At 55.4% G+C, this 18529-nt stretch carries 14 protein-coding genes and 1 pseudogene; 3 read left to right on the forward strand and 12 right to left on the reverse strand.

The window, feature by feature from the left end:
• Positions 1–114: 114 nt before the first annotated feature.
• The gene (locus tag E3E42_RS00555) at positions 115–351 is read left to right on the forward strand and encodes a hypothetical protein (protein ID WP_167902180.1); all 237 of its coding nucleotides are present in this window, start codon (positions 115–117) and stop codon (positions 349–351) included.
• Between the two features lie 4 nt (positions 352–355).
• Here E3E42_RS00555 and ileS read toward each other — a convergent pair whose 3' ends face one another.
• The 4 genes and pseudogenes from ileS to E3E42_RS00575 all read right to left on the reverse strand — a co-directional run bounded on the left by ileS (position 356) and on the right by E3E42_RS00575 (position 5446).
• A complete protein-coding gene (gene ileS / locus E3E42_RS00560) occupies positions 356–3559 on the reverse strand; it encodes an isoleucine--tRNA ligase (protein ID WP_167902181.1) in 3204 nt (1067 codons plus the stop codon).
• A gap of 247 nt (positions 3560–3806) precedes the next feature.
• Positions 3807–4203: pseudogene (locus E3E42_RS00565) on the reverse strand (hypothetical protein); the annotation flags it as partial.
• Positions 4204–4276: 73 nt separating this feature from the next.
• Complete coding sequence (locus E3E42_RS00570; protein WP_167902182.1) at positions 4277–5107, reverse strand: DMT family transporter; 831 nt, start codon at positions 5105–5107, stop codon at positions 4277–4279.
• A gap of 30 nt (positions 5108–5137) precedes the next feature.
• Positions 5138–5446 carry a hypothetical protein gene (locus E3E42_RS00575; protein ID WP_167902183.1) on the reverse strand — a complete coding sequence of 103 codons (309 nt, stop codon included), beginning with the start codon at positions 5444–5446 and terminating at the stop codon, positions 5138–5140.
• A 124-nt stretch (positions 5447–5570) separates the two neighbouring features.
• Here E3E42_RS00575 and E3E42_RS00580 point away from each other — a divergent pair, with 124 nt between their 5' ends.
• On the forward strand, positions 5571–7301 hold the full coding sequence (locus E3E42_RS00580) for a glycoside hydrolase (RefSeq protein WP_167902184.1): 1731 nt from the start codon (positions 5571–5573) through the stop codon (positions 7299–7301).
• A gap of 103 nt (positions 7302–7404) precedes the next feature.
• On the forward strand, positions 7405–7623 hold the full coding sequence (locus E3E42_RS00585) for a hypothetical protein (RefSeq protein ID WP_167902185.1): 219 nt from the start codon (positions 7405–7407) through the stop codon (positions 7621–7623).
• Here E3E42_RS00585 and cca read toward each other — a convergent pair.
• From cca to E3E42_RS00625, 8 genes are all read right to left on the reverse strand, one after another.
• Complete coding sequence (gene cca, locus E3E42_RS00590) at positions 7546–8913, reverse strand: CCA tRNA nucleotidyltransferase (protein WP_167902186.1); 1368 nt, start codon at positions 8911–8913, stop codon at positions 7546–7548. The two genes, E3E42_RS00585 and cca, sit on opposite strands and share 78 nt — an antisense overlap.
• 9 nt (positions 8914–8922) lie before the next feature.
• Positions 8923–9477, reverse strand: a complete 555-nt coding sequence (gene thpR / locus E3E42_RS00595; RefSeq protein WP_167902187.1) for an RNA 2',3'-cyclic phosphodiesterase — start codon at positions 9475–9477, stop codon at positions 8923–8925.
• A gap of 39 nt (positions 9478–9516) precedes the next feature.
• On the reverse strand, positions 9517–9981 hold the full coding sequence (locus E3E42_RS00600) for a phosphoribosyltransferase (RefSeq protein WP_167902188.1): 465 nt from the start codon (positions 9979–9981) through the stop codon (positions 9517–9519).
• A gap of 137 nt (positions 9982–10118) precedes the next feature.
• On the reverse strand, positions 10119–15362 hold the full coding sequence (locus E3E42_RS00605; RefSeq protein WP_167902189.1) for a vitamin B12-dependent ribonucleotide reductase: 5244 nt from the start codon (positions 15360–15362) through the stop codon (positions 10119–10121).
• Positions 15363–15550: 188 nt separating this feature from the next.
• Positions 15551–15985, reverse strand: a complete 435-nt coding sequence (locus tag E3E42_RS00610; RefSeq protein ID WP_167902190.1) for a ferritin family protein — start codon at positions 15983–15985, stop codon at positions 15551–15553.
• The gene (locus E3E42_RS00615; protein ID WP_167902191.1) at positions 15982–16809 is read right to left on the reverse strand and encodes an HAD-IIA family hydrolase; all 828 of its coding nucleotides are present in this window, start codon (positions 16807–16809) and stop codon (positions 15982–15984) included. Before E3E42_RS00615 ends, E3E42_RS00610 begins: the two co-directional genes overlap by 4 nt.
• Positions 16810–16839: 30 nt before the next feature.
• The gene (locus E3E42_RS00620) at positions 16840–17430 is read right to left on the reverse strand and encodes a TasA family protein (protein ID WP_167902192.1); all 591 of its coding nucleotides are present in this window, start codon (positions 17428–17430) and stop codon (positions 16840–16842) included.
• A gap of 94 nt (positions 17431–17524) precedes the next feature.
• On the reverse strand, positions 17525–18511 hold the full coding sequence (locus E3E42_RS00625; protein ID WP_167902193.1) for a DUF1616 domain-containing protein: 987 nt from the start codon (positions 18509–18511) through the stop codon (positions 17525–17527).
• Positions 18512–18529: the final 18 nt, after the last annotated feature.

Here is an 18529-nt window from a genome sequence, read left to right on the forward strand (position 1 = left end):
TAATTCTCATCTCAACGGTGCTGTAGCTGAGAAGGGGATTAGCCACATGACGGTTATGAAGAATGAACAGTTTTTTAATATTTTTCCGGTAAACCACTATCGAGGTGATTGAGAATGAAGTTTATCATAGTGAAGAAGTTTAGGAACGCGGAGGAGGTTGAGGAATTCATTGGTAGCAACAATGAAGGGCATCCATCGGGGTTACTGAAACTCGCCATGTTCTTGGTGGGAAGCTTTGGTATTTCAAAACTCCCCTCGCTGAGTGATGCTGGCAGAAATCTCCTAGTTCTAATCTGGGGCGTTTTAATCTTCGTCTTGCTCCCCAAACTGTTGGATAGGAAGAAAGGGTAAAAAGTCAGTTTTCAACTCTCTCAATCCCTATCTTCGCCTGAACCTCTGGCCACTCGACGACGTAGCCCTTGGCTTCCCCGAAGCGAACTTCCACAGCTCTGGTCTCCTTCATCACGTAGTCGAGGTTCTCGCTGAGGAGCTCGCGGTTCTCGTCGGTGGTCTCTATGGTGACAACGATTCTGTCGTTCACGTCGAGGTCAAGCCTCTTGCGCATCTCCTGTATCCTCCTGACGAACTCCCTCGCGAGGCCCTCAGAGAGGAGCTCCCTCGTGAGGGTCTTGTCCACGAAGACTCTTCCGCCCTCGAACTCCTCGGCAACGAAGAAGTCCGGCAGCTTCTCCTCTATGCTCAGGTGCTCCCTGGTGAGGTGGAAGGTCTTTCCTTCAATCTCAACGTCCATCTCGCCCCTCTCGTAGAGCTCTCTGCCGTGCTCGTTTATCCACGCTATCACGAGCCTTGCATCTCCCTTGAACTCCGGACCGACCTTAGCGAAGTTCGGCTTTATGACGAGCTCCCTCTCTACCTTGCCAACGACGACCTCCTTGGCGTTGAGCTGGTCGCGGAGTATTCTGTTGAGTCTCTCGACGGCCTTCTTCACGGTCTCGTCCTCGGTTTCGACGATTATCCTCCTGACCGGGTAGCGGAGCTTTATCCTGGCCCTCTGTCTTGCGCTTGAGCCGGCCTCGACTATCCTCCTGACGTATTCCATCTCCCTCTCAAGTTCCTCGTCCCTGGTGCCCTCCTCGACCTTAGGCCAGTCGAGCAGGTGGACGCTCTCCACTCCGACGAACGGCCTCAGCATGTTCTGGTATATCTCCTCGGCTATGTAGGGCGTGAAGGGCGCCATGAGCCTCAGCAGGACGTCGAAGACCTTCCAGACGGTGTAGTATGCCGCCAGCTTGTCGGGGTCGTCGCCCTCGACCCACATGCGCTTCCTGATTAGGCGGACATACCACCTGCTGAGGTCCTCAACGACGAAGTGGTATATCGCCCTGGTCGCCCTTGTGAGTCTGAAGGTCTCTATGCCCTCGGTGACGTCGCCTATCAGCCCGTTAACCCTGCTGAGTATCCACCTATCCTCCTCGCGGAACGGAAGCTCCTCCGGCTTGAGCTTCGTCGGGTCGAAGTTATCCAGGCTCATGTAGGTGGCGCTCAAAACGTAGACGTTCCAGAGTATGTTGAGCATCCTCTTGACCTGAGCCAGGCCCTTCCAGCTGAACTTGAGGTTCTCCCAGGGGTTGGTGGCCCAGAGCATGTAGAACCTGAAGGGGTCCCTTCCCTCCTTCTGGACGACCTCCTCCGGCCTTATGATGTTGCCGAGGCTCTTGCTCATCTTGTCGCCCTTCTCGTCGAGGACGTAGCCGTGCATCGCCACGTGCCTGTAGGGGACGGTGTCGAAGGCTATGACGCTGGCCGCCTGCTGGGAGTAGAACCACTTGGTGACCTGGTCCTCACCCTCGACTATGAAGTCCGCCGGCCAGAGTTTCCTGAAGTTCTCCTCAGTTCTCGGGTAGTCGAGGGAAGCCCAGCTCGCTATTCCGCTGTCGAACCAGACGTCAACGACGTCTTTAACGCGCCTCATCTCCTTGCCGTTGACCTTTATGATGAAGGCATCGACGTAGGGCCTGTGCAGGTCCTCCGGGCCGAGCTTCTCTTCGATGACCCTGAGCTTCTCCTCGTAGCTCTCCGGGAGCTCTATTCTCTCGCTGTTAACCTCTATCGCGACGCTGAGCTCCACCAGCTCCTTAAACGAGCCGACGACGTGTATCTCGCCGTCCTCGCTCTGCCATATCGGGAGCGGTATGCCCCAGTAGCGCTGCCTGCTTATGACCCAGTCGCCCGAGTTCATGACGCCGTTATCGTAGCGCACCTTCACCCAGTCCGGATACCAGGTCACCTTCTCGTCGTTCTCCTTGATTATGAGGTCCTTAACCTTGCTGACCTTGAGGAACCACTGGTCGGTTGCCCTGAATATGAGCGGGGTCTTGCAGCGCCAGCAGTGGGGGTACTTGTGCTCTATCGTTCCGGCCTTCACGAGGTAGCCCTTGGCTTTGAGGTGCTCTATTATCTCCGGATCGGCATCCTTGACGTAGGTTCCCTTCCAGTGGCCCTCGGTGTAGCGCCCCTCGTCGTCGACCGGGCTGTATACCGGCAGGCCGTACTGTCTGCCTATCTCGAAGTCCTCCTCACCGTGGCCCGGGGCGGTGTGGACAAGGCCGGTACCCTCCCCCAGCGTCACGTGCTCGCCGAGGATTACGCGGTGGGCCCACTCGTACCCCTCGCGGAACTCCTTCTGGATCGGGTACTCGTCCATGAGGACGTGGACGTAGCGCACTCCCTCGAGCTCCTCGCCCTTGAACTCCTCAACTATCTCTCCCCTGACGCCGACCTCGCTCAGAACCCTCTCAACGAGGGCCTTCGCTATTATCCAGTACTCCTCTCCGTTCTCGGTCTCGACCTTAACCTTGGCGTAGTCGTAGTCTGCGTGAACGGTGACGGCGAGGTTGGCCGGGAGGGTCCAGGGCGTGGTCGTCCAGATGAGGAGGTACTCGTTCTCCCTGCCCTCTATCGGGAACTTGACGTATATGCTCGGGTCCTCCCTTATCTTGTACTCGCCGCGGACCTCGTGTTCAGCCAGGGCAGTCTCACATCTCGGGCACCAGTGGAGAACGCGCTTGTCCTTCTCAAGCAGGCCCTTCTCGTGGGCCCTCTTGAGCGTGAACCAGCCCGATTCGATGTACTCGTTCTTTATCGTCATGTAGGGGTTGTCCCAGTCCATCCAGACGCCGAGCTGCCTGAACTGTCCGGTCATCACTTTGAGGTTGTTGAGGGCGAACTCCTTGCACTTCCTGATGAAGTTGTCCACACCTATCTCGGTCTCTATGTCCTTCTTGGTCTTGAGCCCGAGGGCCTGCTCGACCTTGACCTCTATCGGAAGGCCATGCATGTCGAAGCCCGGCTGCCTGCGGACGTTGTAGCCCTGCATCGTCCTGAACCTTATCACCATGTCCTTGATTATCTTGTTCCAGGCAGTTCCGAGGTGTATTGCACCGCTGACGTAGGGCGGCCCGTCGAGGAAGTAGTACTTCGGGCCGTTCTGGCGCGCGGTCTTCACCTTCTCGTAGGTGTTGTTCTCCTCCCAAAAGCGCTCGACCTTTTCCTCAAGCTTCCCTGGGGTATACTCCCTAAACTCCGGTTCCTTTATCATGTCAAAACCCTCCAGAAATGATCTTTACGGCTGGCTAACCCAGAATAGGGGGCTTCAAGCAAGGGCCGCGAAACGGGCGAAGCGAAGGATAAAACACTCCCCCCTCATGGGCATCGGGGCAGAATTGGGAAGCGAGCTTATAAGGTTTTTGGGTGAGGTGCCCTTCCCGATGGACCTTGGTCACTTCTTCCGGGGTATTGTGGGGACCCCACCGGATTTTAAGGCAAGGACGATTTAAACCCGACGCCTCTTCATCTGGCTCACCTTTGCGCCTGCCCTCGTTCTTTATGACCTTTTCTCTCTTCAAGCTCGCCCTTTATGGCGGGGAGGAGGTCAGCTGAATCACGTAGTCTATGAACTTCCTGATCTCCTCGAGTTCCTCCTCGGGGATATCTTTGATTTTCCTATTCTTCGCCCTGTACGTCAGCAGCTTGAGGATGGCGAGCCTTCCGAGCGCCGTCCTGGTGCCTATCTCCCCTCCTTCCAGTCGTGCCATATTGCATTTGCTATGCCGTAGAACTCAGGGATGCTGTCAAGTCCCGGGTCTCCGACGTCTATGCCTCCGTTCCGAGGTACTTGTAGCGCTTCTCCCTTTCCTCCTTCGAAAGCTCCTTGGTTCTCCCCCTGATGTACGCGTGCACCATCGGTATCACCCGGGAGAATAGTTGCTCTCAGAATTTATTGACCTTTTATTCTTAAACTACCTGTTGTTGTCATTCACTCGCTGTTCCTGATCTCGTTCCATATCCCCGCCATTATCAGCGCCGCACCCAGGTAGCCCTTGGCGCTTAGGATTTCCCCTATAGTTAGAAACGCCGCAACGTGGCCGAATATGGGCTCCGCGGAGTAAATCAGCGCCGCCTTGTGCGCCCTCGTGTTCCTCTGGTGCTTCACCTGGAGTGTGAACGCTATCACCGTCGCGAAGACCGAGGTGTACAGGATTCCGGCCCATGGCAGGGGGTCCGTGGGGAACGTGAACGGCTCGGCGACGAGCGCAAAGGCCAGCGAAAAGACGAAGTTCCACGTTATCTGCCAGAAGGCCAGGCTGAGGTAGTCCTTCTCTCCAAAGCGCTGGACGAGCACTATCTGGAAGGCAAAACTCAGGGCGCACAGGACCGTGAGCATGTCGCCGTAATTGAAGTTCAGGCTCGCTCCGGAGATGAGGTAGAGGCCGGTGAGGGCTATTGCGAGCGAAGCGGCATCTCTAAGCTTGAGTCCATCCCCCAGCAGGAAGTAGGCTATGAAGGGCGTGAAGACGACGTAGAGCGAGGTTATGAAGGCGGAGTTCGAGGCCGTGGTGTACTTCAGCCCGACTATCTGAAAGCCGTGGCCGAAGAAGAGGGTCGTTCCCAGAATGAAGCCCTCCTTAAAGGTTTCCCTTCGGAGAACCTTCGAGCGGAAAATCAGCAGCATCAGGAGCGAGGCTATGCCGAAGCGGTACGCCAGAAAGAGTATCGGCGGCAGGTAGGCAAGGCTAACCTTCATGGCGGGGAAAGTGAAGCCCCATATCGCCGTGATGCCGAGGAGTACGAGCTCGGAGCGGTTCATCGAGCTAGGTTATCTGGGGGGTTTAAAAGATTACTCGCCCGGCCCGTTGACGCAGGACATGTTCATGGTGAGCAGGCTTTCCACGTACCCTGACTCAAGGTTTTCCTTTATTTTATCCGCTAAGGCTTTGAACTCCTCGGGGGTGAGCGGTCTTTTGGTCTTCAGCCACTTAATTTTCCCGTCGTTCTTATCGAGGATTACTATCTCCCCCTCCGTGATGAGGGGCACGTAGTTCATCTTTATCCCGTACAGCTCCTCAGCGAAGGTCAGCTTCGCCCTCATGAGCTCGAGGTAGTTCGCCAGGTCTTCGCCCAGAATCTTCCTGAATTCGCGCTCCATCTTCCCACCGGTCAAATCTCAATGCACAGGTTTATTAATCTATCGGGCACATATGGGTAAAAATGCTCTTTAATTTTTCCGAAATCCAAATAAGCGCCTGTGATGTATCACTCCCGGTGAGACAATGGAGATGAAGTACGCCCACCACTTCCACGCCTACCAGCCCGGCGACATCGTCTACGTTAAAGACGGTGACGGGGATAAACCCATAGAGTACAAGGAGAGAAAAAGCCCCGTTGCGATAAGAATCCGTGGAGAAGAAGTCCGGGGTGAGAACTGGACGAGGGCGATGCTCTATTCCTACGAGCACATAGCCGATACCCTCTCTCGCATGAAGGGCGTGAGCATAGACATCGAGCCCTTCACCTTCCTGATGCTCCTTCGCTATCATAAAAGCGCCTTTGAAGAAACCGTTGAACTTCTCCGGAGATTTGACGCCGTCCCTACAATGCCATTCCACCCGATAGTTCCCCACCTTGATGAGTTTGAGCAGAGAATCCTGGCGAGGGTCTCCTTTGACTTCTACGCCCCGCTGATGGGTGACCGGCCTGTAATCGGCTACTGGCTTCCCGAAGCGGTTATAACGAGAAGAACCGCCCAACTGGTTGAGTCATCGACGGACAAAAGGCTCGTCTTTCTCCTCGATGAGAGACAGCTCCTTTACGACTTTCCCCAGGCGAAGCACTCCTGCAACCGCTATTCAAGCTCCTTCGTCTTCGGAAGGGAATGGGGCATAAGCGACGCCTTCGCCTTCAATACGCTTGACGTTCCCGGCCTGATTAGAGAGACCCTCTCCTACCACGATGACCACAAGGAGAACCTCGGCGTTCCCTATCTAATCTTCACGGCCAGCGACCTTGAGAGCCTCCTCGGAAACCCTGCACAGCTCGACCGCTTCACCGCCTGGATGGAGGGACTTGAGAGAAACGGCGTCGAAAGGGTCTCCGCCATGGAGTTCGTAAGGAAGAAGCTCTCCGGTGAGTTCAAGCGCCTTGACGGCGAATGTTCCTTTGAGATGCCCGTTAAGGACCACTCCGCCTGGAGCGACTACTTCGATTTAAGCCTCGACGGGAAGACGAGCGATTCCCGGTGGCTTGGCTATAGACGGGCCGATGGGAAGGTTTTTGCGAGGGAAGTGGGCGGAAGGAAAATCTCCCAGCTCTGGAAGGTGGCCTTCACAGGGCTCTTCGAGGAGCTCAACAGGGCCGTGAGGCTTGGTGTTCTGAAAGGCCTCGCGGAGCTTGGGGCCGATAACGCTGAGGAGTTCCTCGTTCGCTACGCGAGGATTTTCTTCAGGGACTACTACGACCACTTTGACATGGAAACGTCTCTCGATTACGTCCTTGAACCCGTCTCCGGGGAGCGGAATGCCCTGAAGCTCGGCAGGATTTACTATCTTGCCCTCCTCGCCAACCACTCCTGCCCGCGCTTCTGGGAGAACCTGGATACGCGCGTTGCCTTCGGCAACGTCTCGGTCATGGCAAAGGCCCTCGTAGAGCTGATGGAGTACTTCGACGGCGATGAACTTCAGGGTCTCTTCATCGAGGCCTACCTCAAGCTCCTCAACTTCGAGAGCCTCTACCACCTCTGGGACCTCTCTGCTATGTCCTCCCTGGAGGGCTGGGAGACGGGTGAGAAGGCGTGGCTCGATGCGTTGAAACCTGAGGTTCCCAACAGCGGTTACAATGTCGTGACGAGGGCGGCCCTCTACGTTGGAAAGCGCGACCTGAGGGGCGAGCTGAGAGCGTTGATTGGGCACTACAACCTCGACTGGGCCGTCGCTGATACGGGCCACATCCCGGGCGAGGTTCACGGGGAGTGGGAGAACCGCGAGTGGTGTGAGCACCTGGGATGATATCCCTACCCTCTCCGGGACGTTTGGTTATTTAATTTTGTTGGCCTAATCTTTAAAACCTTGCTTACCCTATCAGAAACTACCGGAGACGGGGGGGATAGTGTTGGAGGAAAAGAAACGCCGTGAGGGGGAGTTGTCCCTTCTGGGGCCCGTGTTGATGAAGCTCGGTGGAAAGGAGTACCTGAAGCTCAAACGCATACTCGAGGACGCGGAGAGGAAGGGGATGGGAAAGAAGACCCTTCTTCTAGCCCTTCAGATTCCACTTCTCTCTGCTCAGGAAGAGGTAGGCTTCGTTCTCCAGCTCCTTCGGGACGTAGTCTAGGGTTATCCCGGCGTCCCTGATGTTTTCTCTAACGCTTTTACCCATGGCAACCTGGTTCTTCTCCAGGAGTTCGGGGATAACCTCAACTATTCCCTCCCTGACAACCTTTTCCGCGAAGAGTCTCTTTCCTATAATCCACACCCTATCGTTCTTCCGGTAGAAGTCCAGGCCCCGCTCTGTGAAGAACTCGGGTCCGGGCTTTATCGTTACCCTCCCACGCTCCCTCCTGTCAACCTCCAGCATTATGAACGCCCTGCCACTTTTACGCCCGACGTTCCAGCCGAGGACTTTGAAGCCCTCCCGTGAGAGGGCCCTCTCGAAGCCCCGCGCGCTCCTCTCCAGCTGGGGGAGCAGGATGTCATCCACCAGGTCCGGGGCCTGAAAGACCAGCGTCACGAGGTGGGTTCCCTTCCTCCTCAGTTCGGCGAGGTAGCTTCCGCTTTTCTGTCCCCGCGGAAAGAAGAACCCCTCGGATGGACCCTCCAGAAACTGGGCTGCTCTGAAGTAGAAAACCCCGTAGCGTTCCCAGCCCAGGTTTGCCGCGACGTTCCGCCTGGGGTCGACGGGGTCGATGACTATCAGAGGCCTGTCGGCCTCGGCCTCACGCCTGGCGGTTTTCATGGCCGTTTCGTGCTCCCGCTTGAGCCAGTTTCCAGGGTCTATTATCTTCTGCCTCAGCATGAAGTCGGCATTTTCAAGGACTCCGAGGAATGAACCGTACCTGATGACGAGGATCTCGGCTAAGTAACCGGAGAATCCGCGGATGTATATCTCGCTCCCGTAGGCGTTTATGCCCTTCAAAAAGCGCTTGAGGAGCCTTACCTCGTCGTTCCTGCCCCTGAGGTTCTCAAAAACCCAGCGGTTGTGGAGTATCGAGCGGTCTACGGCAGTCTTCACGTCCCTCCAGCTTTCCACGTCGTAGCAGGGAACGAGGTCGACCTTCACGCCCCTGTAACTTGCCCTCACGTAGGGATGTTCGGCGTAGGCGATTTCGTGGGAGTCGAGTCTCTCGGCGATGGTCTTGCCAAGTTCTAAACCTCTCTCCCGGAGCTCTCCCAGGGGAGTATCGAGGGGGAAAGCCAGGAAGAGGTCAACGTCGTGGTCGCCGGCCAGATAGGTGTCCTTCGCGAGGGAGCCGACGAAGTAGGGCTTAACGTCGAGGCCTAGGCTTTCGATGGTCTCCTCTGCTATGGCCTTCAGTTCCCTCATTAGGTCTTCCACGAAGGCCCTCTCCTCATCCGTTGGGCGTATTCTCGGAAGAATTTTTTGAAGAACGGCCTCGACGTCCATTCCCACACCTCACCCGGCCAGTTCGAACCTCGCGACGGTCTCGTAGATCGGGCCCTTCGGCGTGAGCGTGCTCTTCTTCAGCTCTATGGCTTCGACATCGAACTCGCCGAAGTCCTCGTTGGCGAGGTCTTTTAACGCCATCGCCAGTTCGAGCTTGTCCCTCACGAACTTAACCCTGCCTATGGTTATGTGGGCCACGAAGTCCTTGTCCTTCTTGAAGCCGAGCCTCCTCATCTCGCGCTCGACGTCGCTCGCTATAGCCTTAATCCCCTCGTCGTTCTCTATGCCCGCCCAGATGACGCGGACGTAGTTCGGGTTCGGGAAGACGCCGATGCCCTTAACGCGAACGCGGTGCTTTTTATGCTTCTTCGCTATCTCTCCCAAAGCTCTCTTGACCTCCTCCGCTGTTATTTCGTCAATCTCCCCGAGGAACTTGAGCGTGACGTGGAAGTTCTCCCTCTCGACGAACTTTATCTTGGCTGATTTGCTCCCTATCCTCTCCTGGGCCTTTAGCAGGTTATCTCGAACCTCGTCGCTGACCTCTATGGCTATGAACGCCCTCATATCACCACCGAGAAAAGTTGGGAGAGGGGGTTAAAGATGTTACTCCCTCACAACGACGGGGAACTCCTCCCAGGGGAAGACTATCCACTTGTCGGTGCGGAAGACGTAGAAGTCCGGAGCCACCTTCGTCCAGGGCTTCATGCTGAGGCAGGCGACCTTTACCTCCTTCGCCCCGGCCTTCTTGACCTCTTCGATGACGACTTCGAGGGTTTTTCCCGTGTCGCTGACATCATCGACGATGACGACCTTCTTGCCCTCCAGCGAGCCGTGGAGCGGGATGGTTATCTTCGGCTTCTCCATCCTCTCCTCGATGTCCTTGTAGAACTTGACGTCGATGACCTTGACCTCCAGATCGCCGAGGATGTGGCTGAGCCTCACGGCCGGGATGAGTCCGCCCCTCGCGACGCCGACGATAACGTCTGGCGTGAAGTTCTTTCTCAGCTCATCGGCGAGCGCGAAGATGGCCCTGTCAATCTGCCACCACGTGAGATAGACTTTGTCCATGACAACACCTCCGAATATCCAGTGTTTGGGTGAAACCTAATTAAGGCTTTCGTCTGAGTGGCAGAAGTTAAAACCTTTGGCTTAAAAATGATGTGTTGACACAAAAATGTTGAACAGAAAAATGGAATGAAACGGCTTCAGCTTATCACACACTTGCTCCATCCACACCTCGGGCAGGTGGCGCAGCCGCTCTCCATCTTCAGCTCCACCAGCTCCCCGTCCTTCTCATAGCACACCGGGCAGTACGCGATGCCCAGCAGTTCTTTTACCTTCTCCTCGGGGACATCGGAGGGTTCCGCGTGGTGGGGATGCTCGTGGGCCGGGGGTTTGGGCGCCGTGACGTGGGAGACCGAAAAGGTCAGGCCCGCGGGGGGGTCGGCCTTCTCCTTGCCGTTGGTCCCGTTGAGTATCGCCTCCACGTTGATGAACTTGGCCAGCCCCGGCTCCGCCTCGACGACGGTCCTGAGCCTCTCGACGGCGTAGCTGCTCGGCTTGGCCTTGACGCGCTGCTTCTTCTCTCCCTCGACGCTGTAGACCTGCACCGAGAGCGATCCGTCGCGGTAGACGGTTATGCCCTTGCATCCGAGCTTGTATGCCAGAAGATAAGCCGCCTTGACGTCCTCGACGGTGGCGTCGTTCGGCATGTTTATGGTCTTGCTGGCGCTGTCGGTAAGCCAGAGCTGGATGTTGGCCTGCGCCAGGAGGTGGTCGAGCCAGTGGATGTCCATGGAGGTTACGAAGACGCGCTGGAGGTCCTCGGGTATCTCCTCGAGACCCTGCACCGAGCCGTAGTTGTCGCTTATCTTCCTGAGTATCTCGTCGCTGTAGAGGCCGCGCTTCTTGAGTTCGGACTCGAAGACGGGGTCAACGTAGTAGAACTCGCCGACTGTGACGCTCTTCTTATAGACGAGGGCGAATATGGGCTCGATTCCGCTGGAGGTGTCGGCTATCATTGAAACCGAACCTGTTGGCGGACAGGTGGTGGTCATTCCGTTCCTCACACCGTGGCGCTTGATCTCCTCGGCCAGCTCGTCCCAGGGCAGGTTCCATATCTCGCGGTGGTAGAAGCCCTCAACCGGGAGCTCACCGTCCCTGTATCTGCTCTTCTCGTAGAGCGGGAAGGGTCCGCGCTTTTTGGCGGCTTCGACCGAGTATTTGTAGGCGTAGAAGGTGAGGTACTCGGTGGCCTTCCTCATGAAGTCGTAGCCCTCTTTGCTGTTGTACGCTATGCCGAGCTTGAAGAGCGCATCCGCTAAACCCATCATTCCGACGCCTATTCTCCTCGTGAGCTTGGTGTTCCTGTCTATCTCGGGGAGCGGGAAGCGGTTGACGTCGATGGCGTTGTCGAGGTACTTGGCGACCTTCTGAATGACGTAGGCGTACTCGTCCCAGTCGAAGTAGGGCTCTCCGTTCTCGTCGTACTTTACGAACTTTGCAAGGTTTATGCTCGCCAGATTGCAGGATTCGTAGTCGTAGAGCGGCTCTTCGCCACAGTTGTGGCTCATGAAGCCGTTGCTTATATAGCTGTGCTTTTCTGGAACTGTGAAGTCATAGACGAGTTCTTCACCAAGAATTTCAACGCTCTCGATAGTGACTACCGGTTCGTCCCTCTTGGTCTTCTTGAGGCTGAGCCTTTCCATTTTGTATCCTTCAAAGCCGATCTTCTCCGCAAAGAGCTTTCTGCTGTAGTTGGCTATGACGAGCTCGTGGTAGCCCTCGGCCTCGTAGGTTCTCTCCTCACCGTTCTTGGTGGTGTACTTGAACTCGCTTGGATACGGCCTCTCGTATATCTTGGACAGGATTCCGAAGAGTAGCAGGAGATCCTGGACGTCCCTGAGGAGCTCTCTGTCGCGGGAGGTCAGCCTTACGGCCTTGTCGTTATCCACGTAGCCGTCCGCACTGAAGAGTCCGCGGAGGAACGCTCCAATTTCCTTCGGCTTCAGCCTGAACACGATCTCCGGGACACGCTTCTCGTTGGTCTTGACGATGCTCTCCAGCCATTCGTAGGCCTTTCCGCGGACGCCGAGCTTAATCTGGTTGCCGTAGCGGTGCGGCTCAGCCTTTATCCCAAAGCGCTCGGCTAATATGTTCCTTATCTTCCACGCTACTTCCTCTTCCTTCTCGGCGTTGAAGTAGAACCAGGCGCGCTCATCATTGGTGTTGAGGTAGCCGTCGCCGATGAACCACCCGAGGACGAAGGCCAGATCCTCACCTATGCTCTCGCTTCCAAAGTCCTCCTCTATTTCAAACCTTGGAAGGAGTATCTTGTCTCCCGGTTTGAGGTCACCGATTTCCTTCCAGCCCTCCGGCGTCATCAGCCTGTGATCGAGAGTAGCGGTTATCTCGTAGCCCTCTTTGGTTCTTACCCTTGCGACGGTCTTCCTTCCAACCTTCCAGACGTAGGCCGGAACTGCAACGGGATCCGCTATTGTGAGTTCACCGCCGTGGGCTGTCCGATACTCAACCCTCTCTTTTCCTGGCAGCAAAACATCTATGGAATATGCGTAGGGTTCTCCGCCCTCGCTTATCCCTTCAACGGCAACTGCTTCCTTCCTTCCACGTTCCTTTGCAATGCTGAAGAGCTCTTCAGCCCTTATGTACCCCTCTGGAGTCAGGATTCTAGTGTTGCTGACCACACAGGGATTGGTCGCGCGGATTTTTTCGCCCTTTGCAGGCTCCAGAACGTTCCTCTTGTTTATGACGTCGAAGAACACCACACCGGGGTCTGCCTTCGCCCAGGCCATGAAGGCGAGCTCCTCAAACAGGCTCTTGGGGTCTATCTCCTTGACCTTCTCGCCCGTCCTCGGGTTGACGAGCGGGTAGCGCCTGCCCTCCTTGAGGGCCTCCCAGAAGTCCTCCCAGATGCCGACGCTTATGTTGAAGTTGCTCAGCACGTTCGTTCCGACGTTCTTCTCCTTGGCGTGGATGAACTTTTCTATGTCCGGGTGCCAGACTTCAAGGATGCCCATGTTGGCTCCGCGCCTCACTCCCCCCTGCTTGATGACGTCGCTGACGGCGTCGATGAGGTGCATGAACGAGACAGGCCCTGAGGCTGCTCCAGTTGTTGTTCCAACCAGATCGCCCTCGGGACGGAGCTTCGAGAAGTTGAGGCCCGTGTTATGGACGAAGACCATTCCATTCTCGCCGGCCAGGTAATTCTGGTAGTTCTCCACGGTGAGGTCGTAGAAGGTCTTTGGCTCATTTGTAGTGGTTATCCCCTTGACAACTTCGAGACCCTCGATGAGGTGGAGCATCCTCCCGACTTCTTCACTATCCGTCACGTCGTGGAGCTTTCTAAGCATCTTCACGAGAACAGCCTTTGAAACCCTTCCCCTAGTGTGCCACTGCCCAAGGGATATCTTCTCGTTCTCTATGATGGCCAGGGTCTGACTGCCGTTTGTCTTGAACTCTACGCCGTACTTTGTGGCCCATTGCTTAAACGCCTCAAAGTTGAGCGGGAGACCGAACGTTCCTCCCTTGTGTTTGCTTAGGAACTCTTCAAGTTTCTTTCTCTTCTCGGCGTTCTGGAGGTTCTTTCCTATAAGCTCGTGGAACCTGAGGAGCGATGAGTACTCTTCAACGTGAACCACGTAATCAACGCCGTCCTTTCTTGGTTTTGCCCTAATTCTAGCCTTTATCCCAAGGGAATTCAGGTAGTGTGTGATGTCCTCAATTAACTTTTTGTTTACCATACCGAGTTCAATGCCCGGCTTGCTGTTAATATGGCCTTCGGCATCAAAAAGGCCTGCTATGAACGATAGAACTGCATCGGGGCCGTGTTTGAGTATCTCTTGTGGGATTCCGTTCTCAATGCCCTCCAGAAGTTCCAGGTAGTGGGAGGTGATGTCCTTCGCCTTTATGTCGATGTAATAAATGTTCCTGTCCCTCTGAAGGCTGTATCTCTTTCCAAAGGTTTTTTCGAGGTAGTTGTTTATAATCTCGAAAGTTTCAGTCATGTAATCGTATATCCTCAGCCTGTCGTAGACGTACTCGTGCCCCTTAACGCGCGAGTGATGCTTGTCAAAGCTTCCGTCTCCCGCTATGAATCCAGCAAGCCAGTAGTCAAAGAGGAACTCGTAGTCCTCGCCGTTTGGCATTCCTCCCACTAGGATGTCCCCTTCCTTAAGTTCGTCTGCTCTCTTTTCAATGACATTAAAATCCGGTGTAATGACAAAGAACGGGTGCCACGGCGATGTTAGGATCTTCGTACCTTTGTTGGTCTTTATCTCGTACTTGGTCACTTCCTCTCCAAGCTCGTATCTCCAGAGGACGTTGACCTTTCCTTTAGTTACTCTCTTCGTTGTAGGGTCAAAGGATTTTACGTATATCGGAACATTCTCGACCTTTATTCCCCAGCGATTGTACTCGGGGTCGTAGAACTCTCCGAGGTCCCTGTAACGCTCGTACATATCGGCCATTGTGGTCAAGTGCTCCTCTCCCTCGTTCTCGAAGAGTATCTTGGCGTTCCCATCTACGCACCCGCCGCCCATCTTCTGTATCATGGCCACATCATGCGCCGCCTTCATGATGCTCTCCATGTCGTCCTCTATCGGCACTACAAAGCACGCCGAGAGCATTCCGAGCGGCCTGCCCGAGTTGATGAGCGCCGGGCTGTTGGGCATGAATATCTGGCCCGTCATCAGCCTGAAGTACTCCTCAACCTCGTCCTCGTAGCCGTCGAATGCGCCGTTCTCGAGCATTTTTATTACATCATCCACCGGTATCTTCATCTGGCCCTTCTCGGCCAGCTCGCGGTAGAGGTTGAGGAGCCTCTCGAAGTGGTATTTGTTGAGCCTGAACCTTCCAATGGAGAGCTTCCCGTCGTACTCCTCAAGCATGCCCATGTAGTGCTCCACCCTGCTCGGGTCCTGCTCGTGATTCCCCTCCTTGTCAAAAACGCGCTCGTCGTAGAGCAGGTCCGGAATGACTGAGAGAACCGCGACGCGCTCGAAGAGCTCCCTGGGGCTCTCAATTATCTCCCCCTTCTCGTTCTTTATCAGATAGCGTGAAGCAAGGACGCGGAGGGCGTTGATCGAGAAGCGCTTGTCTATCTCGTCCAGCCTGTCCTTGTTGAGTACCTTTTTCTTCTCCTCGCGTATCTCGGCCTTTCTCTTGCGGTAGAGGATGTAGGCCTTTGCCACGTCGAAGAGGCCGGCGCGCATGAGTTCGAGCTCGACTATGTCCTGAATGTTCTCTATGTGTGGGGTTTGGCCGTCGTACAGCTCGTTGACCCTTCTAACGACCCTTCTAACGACTTTGTTGAGGAGCTTCTCGTCGCGAACGCCGACTTCAAGCATTGCCCTCTGTATGGCCCACTTTATACGCTCTTTATCAAACGGGACAATTCTGCCATCCCTTTTCATCACTTTTTCAACTGGCATATAAACACCCCTGACATACAGTTATCTATCGTTGCCCCTGTTAGGAGAAGCATCAGCGTAGCCCTATGATGCGCAGGGTAAATATACCTTGCCCTTCTTCAGGTTGCCGGGGTGACGAATTTTGACTTCAAAATTTGCCCGGAGGGTGAAGGGATAGAAAAATGGATGTCGGATAATTTATCCGAATGTCAAAGGGTTTCGTAGACCAGTTTAAGTCGGTAGGCGTGTTTTAGCTCCTCCCCGGCCATCATTTTGAATATGTGTTCCAGGGAACCGTCCACGATCTGAGCGAGCTTTGTGTAGAGCTCGTAGGCGTGCTTCTCCCTCACGAGGGCGTCGAGCACCAGTTCCTCGAGGCTCTCGGGCTTTGCCCTCTCATCACCCAGCATCGGTTCGAGGGACAGGGAGTCGAGGTAGTCTATGACCGCGGTTCCCTTCAAACTGCCCTCCGCGAGCATTGCCTCGAGGGTTCTCCTGTGCCTCAGCTCCTCCTCGGCCATCAGCTGAAACGTCTCCACCAGATCGGGCCTCTCGAAGGCGGCGAAGGTCTCACCGAGCTTATGGAGGTTGTAGAGCTCGTTCTCCTGCCAGACCAGCCTCTCAAGAAGTTCCCCGAGTCTCATTCCGATGCCTCCACGAAGGTCTTCAGGTAGTCGAGGAGCTCCCTCACGCTCGGAAGGATGATGTTTGGGACTATGCCGGTTTTCTCAATATCTCCCGGTGTGTTTACGCCCGTCAGGACCATTACAGCTTTCATGCCGAAGCGTTTGGCGAAGACGATGTCGGTGTCGAGCCTGTCGCCGACCATCCAGATTTCATCAACGTCCCCGAACCCCCTCAGCCTCTCCCTGGCCGCTTCGAAGGCCGGTTCGTTTGGCTTGCCTATCACCGGCGGCTCCACACCCGTTGAGGCCCTCAACGCGGCTATTATCGCCCCTGCCCCTGGGTGGATGCCGTCCTCCGCGGGGTACGTGGTGTCGGGGTTGGTGCCTATGAACCCAGCGCCGTTCCTTACCGCCAGCGTGGCGTACTTGAGCTTCTCGTAGGTCAGCTCCGGGTCGAGCCCTACGACGACGTATTTGACTTCTTTCCATCCGCCACTTCTGGCTTCATCGACACCAATGATCCCCCATTCGAGGCGCTCCATCTCCCTGCGCAGCCCTTCCCCGCCGATGACGAAGATTTTTCCTGGTTTAAGGTGTTTTTCCATGTAGAGCCTCGTTGCCAGGCCGGAGGTTACTATCGCCTCCTCAGGGACGTCTATCCCCATCGAGATGAGCTTCTCCCGGTACATGGAGGGGTCCTTTGTGGAGTTGTTGGTGAGGAGGATGAACGGAACGCCCGTGTCCTTCAGGAATTCTATCAGCTCCCTGGCACCGTCAACCGGTTTGTTCCCCCTGTAGAGAACGCCGTCCATGTCGAAGATCAGGCTGATTTTTCTCCGCATGAAAAAAGAATGGAGTGGGGGTTTAAAAGCTCACTGCTCCGCGCTTACCGTCAGGTTCACCTTTACCCCGTCCGTCTGGCATTCGTTTCCAACGGTCTTGGGCAGGGCGAAGCGTATCCTTATCCTCATGGTTTGTCCCGGGGTTAAGGAACCCCTGAAGATTGGGATATTCTTCCCGCTCAGCCCGGCTAGGCTTACTCCAGCGGCCTCCTTCACAGTGTGCTCACCGTCTGGCCCCTCGACTGCCACTTCCGTTACAACCAGATTTTTGCTGAGCTCCCCCCTGTCGGGTGTATCGTCCACGGTCTTCTCCGATGGGGAAAGTTCCCCCGCCTCATAGTCCTGAACGTGGAACGTCAGAGACACCTTCGATACCGGCAGGTCTCCCCTGTTCTTCACAGTGAGGACTACGGTTTTTTCATCCCCCGGTTTTATGTCGGAGAACTCAAATGCCTTCACGTCCCTGTAGAACCTTGATCCGTCTTTGCTTATCCCTATCGAGAATTCGCCTGTTTCTATGGTTCCCCTGGACGTTACCGCGTCCGTAAAGAGCGCCTTTCCCGCGGTCGTGGCCAGGAGGGCGGCCAGGATCCCTAAAATAACGACGACCTTTGGTTTCATGCTGACCACCGATAATAGTTATCACTGGATTTTCGATGGAACCGCTTATAAGATTTTCTATTTTGGTGGGGAAAATGAGAATAATGTAGAGTCGTCAACCAACGCGGACGTTCAGTTTTAGGCTCTGGATGGTGCCGTTAACTGCCTCGAGAATCAGGTTCCTTGCGTCCGTATCGGCGTAGTTTCCGCTTGGCGGCGCTGGGGGAAGCTCTGGGGGTTTATCTTTGAAGAGGAGGAACCAGACCTGCCACTGGCCGGGCTTATCGATGCTGAAGGTGTAGTTGGTCTCGAACTGGGGCGTCCAGTTGCCTTCGATGTTGACCGGAACATTGGGGAGGGTCACGTTGAACCAGCCGGGCATGGGGTACATCTCGTGGATTAGGGTGGTGTTGGTCGTGTTGTCCCAGGTCAGGTTGACCAGCCAGATCTGGACGTAATAGGTCACATTCCTGCCCTCGTGATTCACTATGCCGATTATCACTGTTCCGTTCTCTCCGACGAATAGCTCCGTCGGGTAGTCGTCCGCTATACTCCCGGGTCCGAGGATGTAGAACTCTGTGAACGCTTCTCCCGGCTTGGGATGAGTTATGACGTAGGCGAGGGCTCCGATGGAGGTTATTATGGCGATTATCAGAATAACCGTCAGTGCTTTGTCGAGTTTGCTTGATTCCTCCCATTCGAGCTCTTTTTTAACCCTCTCCATGGTTATCCAGGGTATCCAGGGTTCTATCGCGGTCTCCCTGCGGTAGATCGCGGCGAGTGCAAACGCCGTGTTGAATGCTGTCAGGCTGACGAGGATGGGGGTGAGCCTTATGCCCCAGGGCGTGTAGTTGAGGGCCAGTCCTATGAGGGGAACGATGGCGATGCTGAGACCGAAGCTTAGGGCCAGCCTCTCAAGGCTGTCGAGCTCTTTTTTCTCGGGGAATAGTGCGGTTATGAAGACGTAGCCCGGGAAGAACAGAACGAACGCCAGGCCGAGGGCTTTTCTAACGATGCTGTCCGGAAAGAATGCGATGAGGAAGTCCAGGAACAACGAGAGGGCAATTATTGTGAGCGTGTCCCAGTGTTTTCTCCACTCCATTTCGTCCACCTGCTGCTT

Source organism: Thermococcus sp. JdF3 (assembly GCF_012027495.1).
Classification (GTDB): Archaea; Methanobacteriota_B; Thermococci; order Thermococcales; family Thermococcaceae; genus Thermococcus.

Bases quoted from the DNA above. Each gene is read 5' to 3' on its own strand.
- E3E42_RS00625 (WP_167902193.1), bottom strand. From the start codon at position 18,511: ATGGAGTGGAGAAAACACTGGGACACGCTCACAATAATTGCCCTCTCG.
- E3E42_RS00580 (WP_167902184.1), top strand. From the start codon at position 5,571: ATGGAGATGAAGTACGCCCACCACTTCCACGCCTACCAGCCCGGCGAC.
- E3E42_RS00570 (WP_167902182.1), bottom strand. From the start codon at position 5,107: ATGAACCGCTCCGAGCTCGTACTCCTCGGCATCACGGCGATATGGGGC.
- E3E42_RS00620 (WP_167902192.1), bottom strand. From the start codon at position 17,430: ATGAAACCAAAGGTCGTCGTTATTTTAGGGATCCTGGCCGCCCTCCTG.
- thpR (WP_167902187.1), bottom strand. From the start codon at position 9,477: ATGAGGGCGTTCATAGCCATAGAGGTCAGCGACGAGGTTCGAGATAAC.
- E3E42_RS00555 (WP_167902180.1), top strand. From the start codon at position 115: ATGAAGTTTATCATAGTGAAGAAGTTTAGGAACGCGGAGGAGGTTGAG.
- E3E42_RS00615 (WP_167902191.1), bottom strand. From the start codon at position 16,809: ATGCGGAGAAAAATCAGCCTGATCTTCGACATGGACGGCGTTCTCTAC.
- E3E42_RS00600 (WP_167902188.1), bottom strand. From the start codon at position 9,981: ATGGACAAAGTCTATCTCACGTGGTGGCAGATTGACAGGGCCATCTTC.
- cca (WP_167902186.1), bottom strand. From the start codon at position 8,913: ATGGACGTCGAGGCCGTTCTTCAAAAAATTCTTCCGAGAATACGCCCA.
- ileS (WP_167902181.1), bottom strand. From the start codon at position 3,559: ATGATAAAGGAACCGGAGTTTAGGGAGTATACCCCAGGGAAGCTTGAG.
- E3E42_RS00605 (WP_167902189.1), bottom strand. From the start codon at position 15,362: ATGCCAGTTGAAAAAGTGATGAAAAGGGATGGCAGAATTGTCCCGTTT.
- E3E42_RS00575 (WP_167902183.1), bottom strand. From the start codon at position 5,446: ATGGAGCGCGAATTCAGGAAGATTCTGGGCGAAGACCTGGCGAACTAC.
- E3E42_RS00610 (WP_167902190.1), bottom strand. From the start codon at position 15,985: ATGAGACTCGGGGAACTTCTTGAGAGGCTGGTCTGGCAGGAGAACGAG.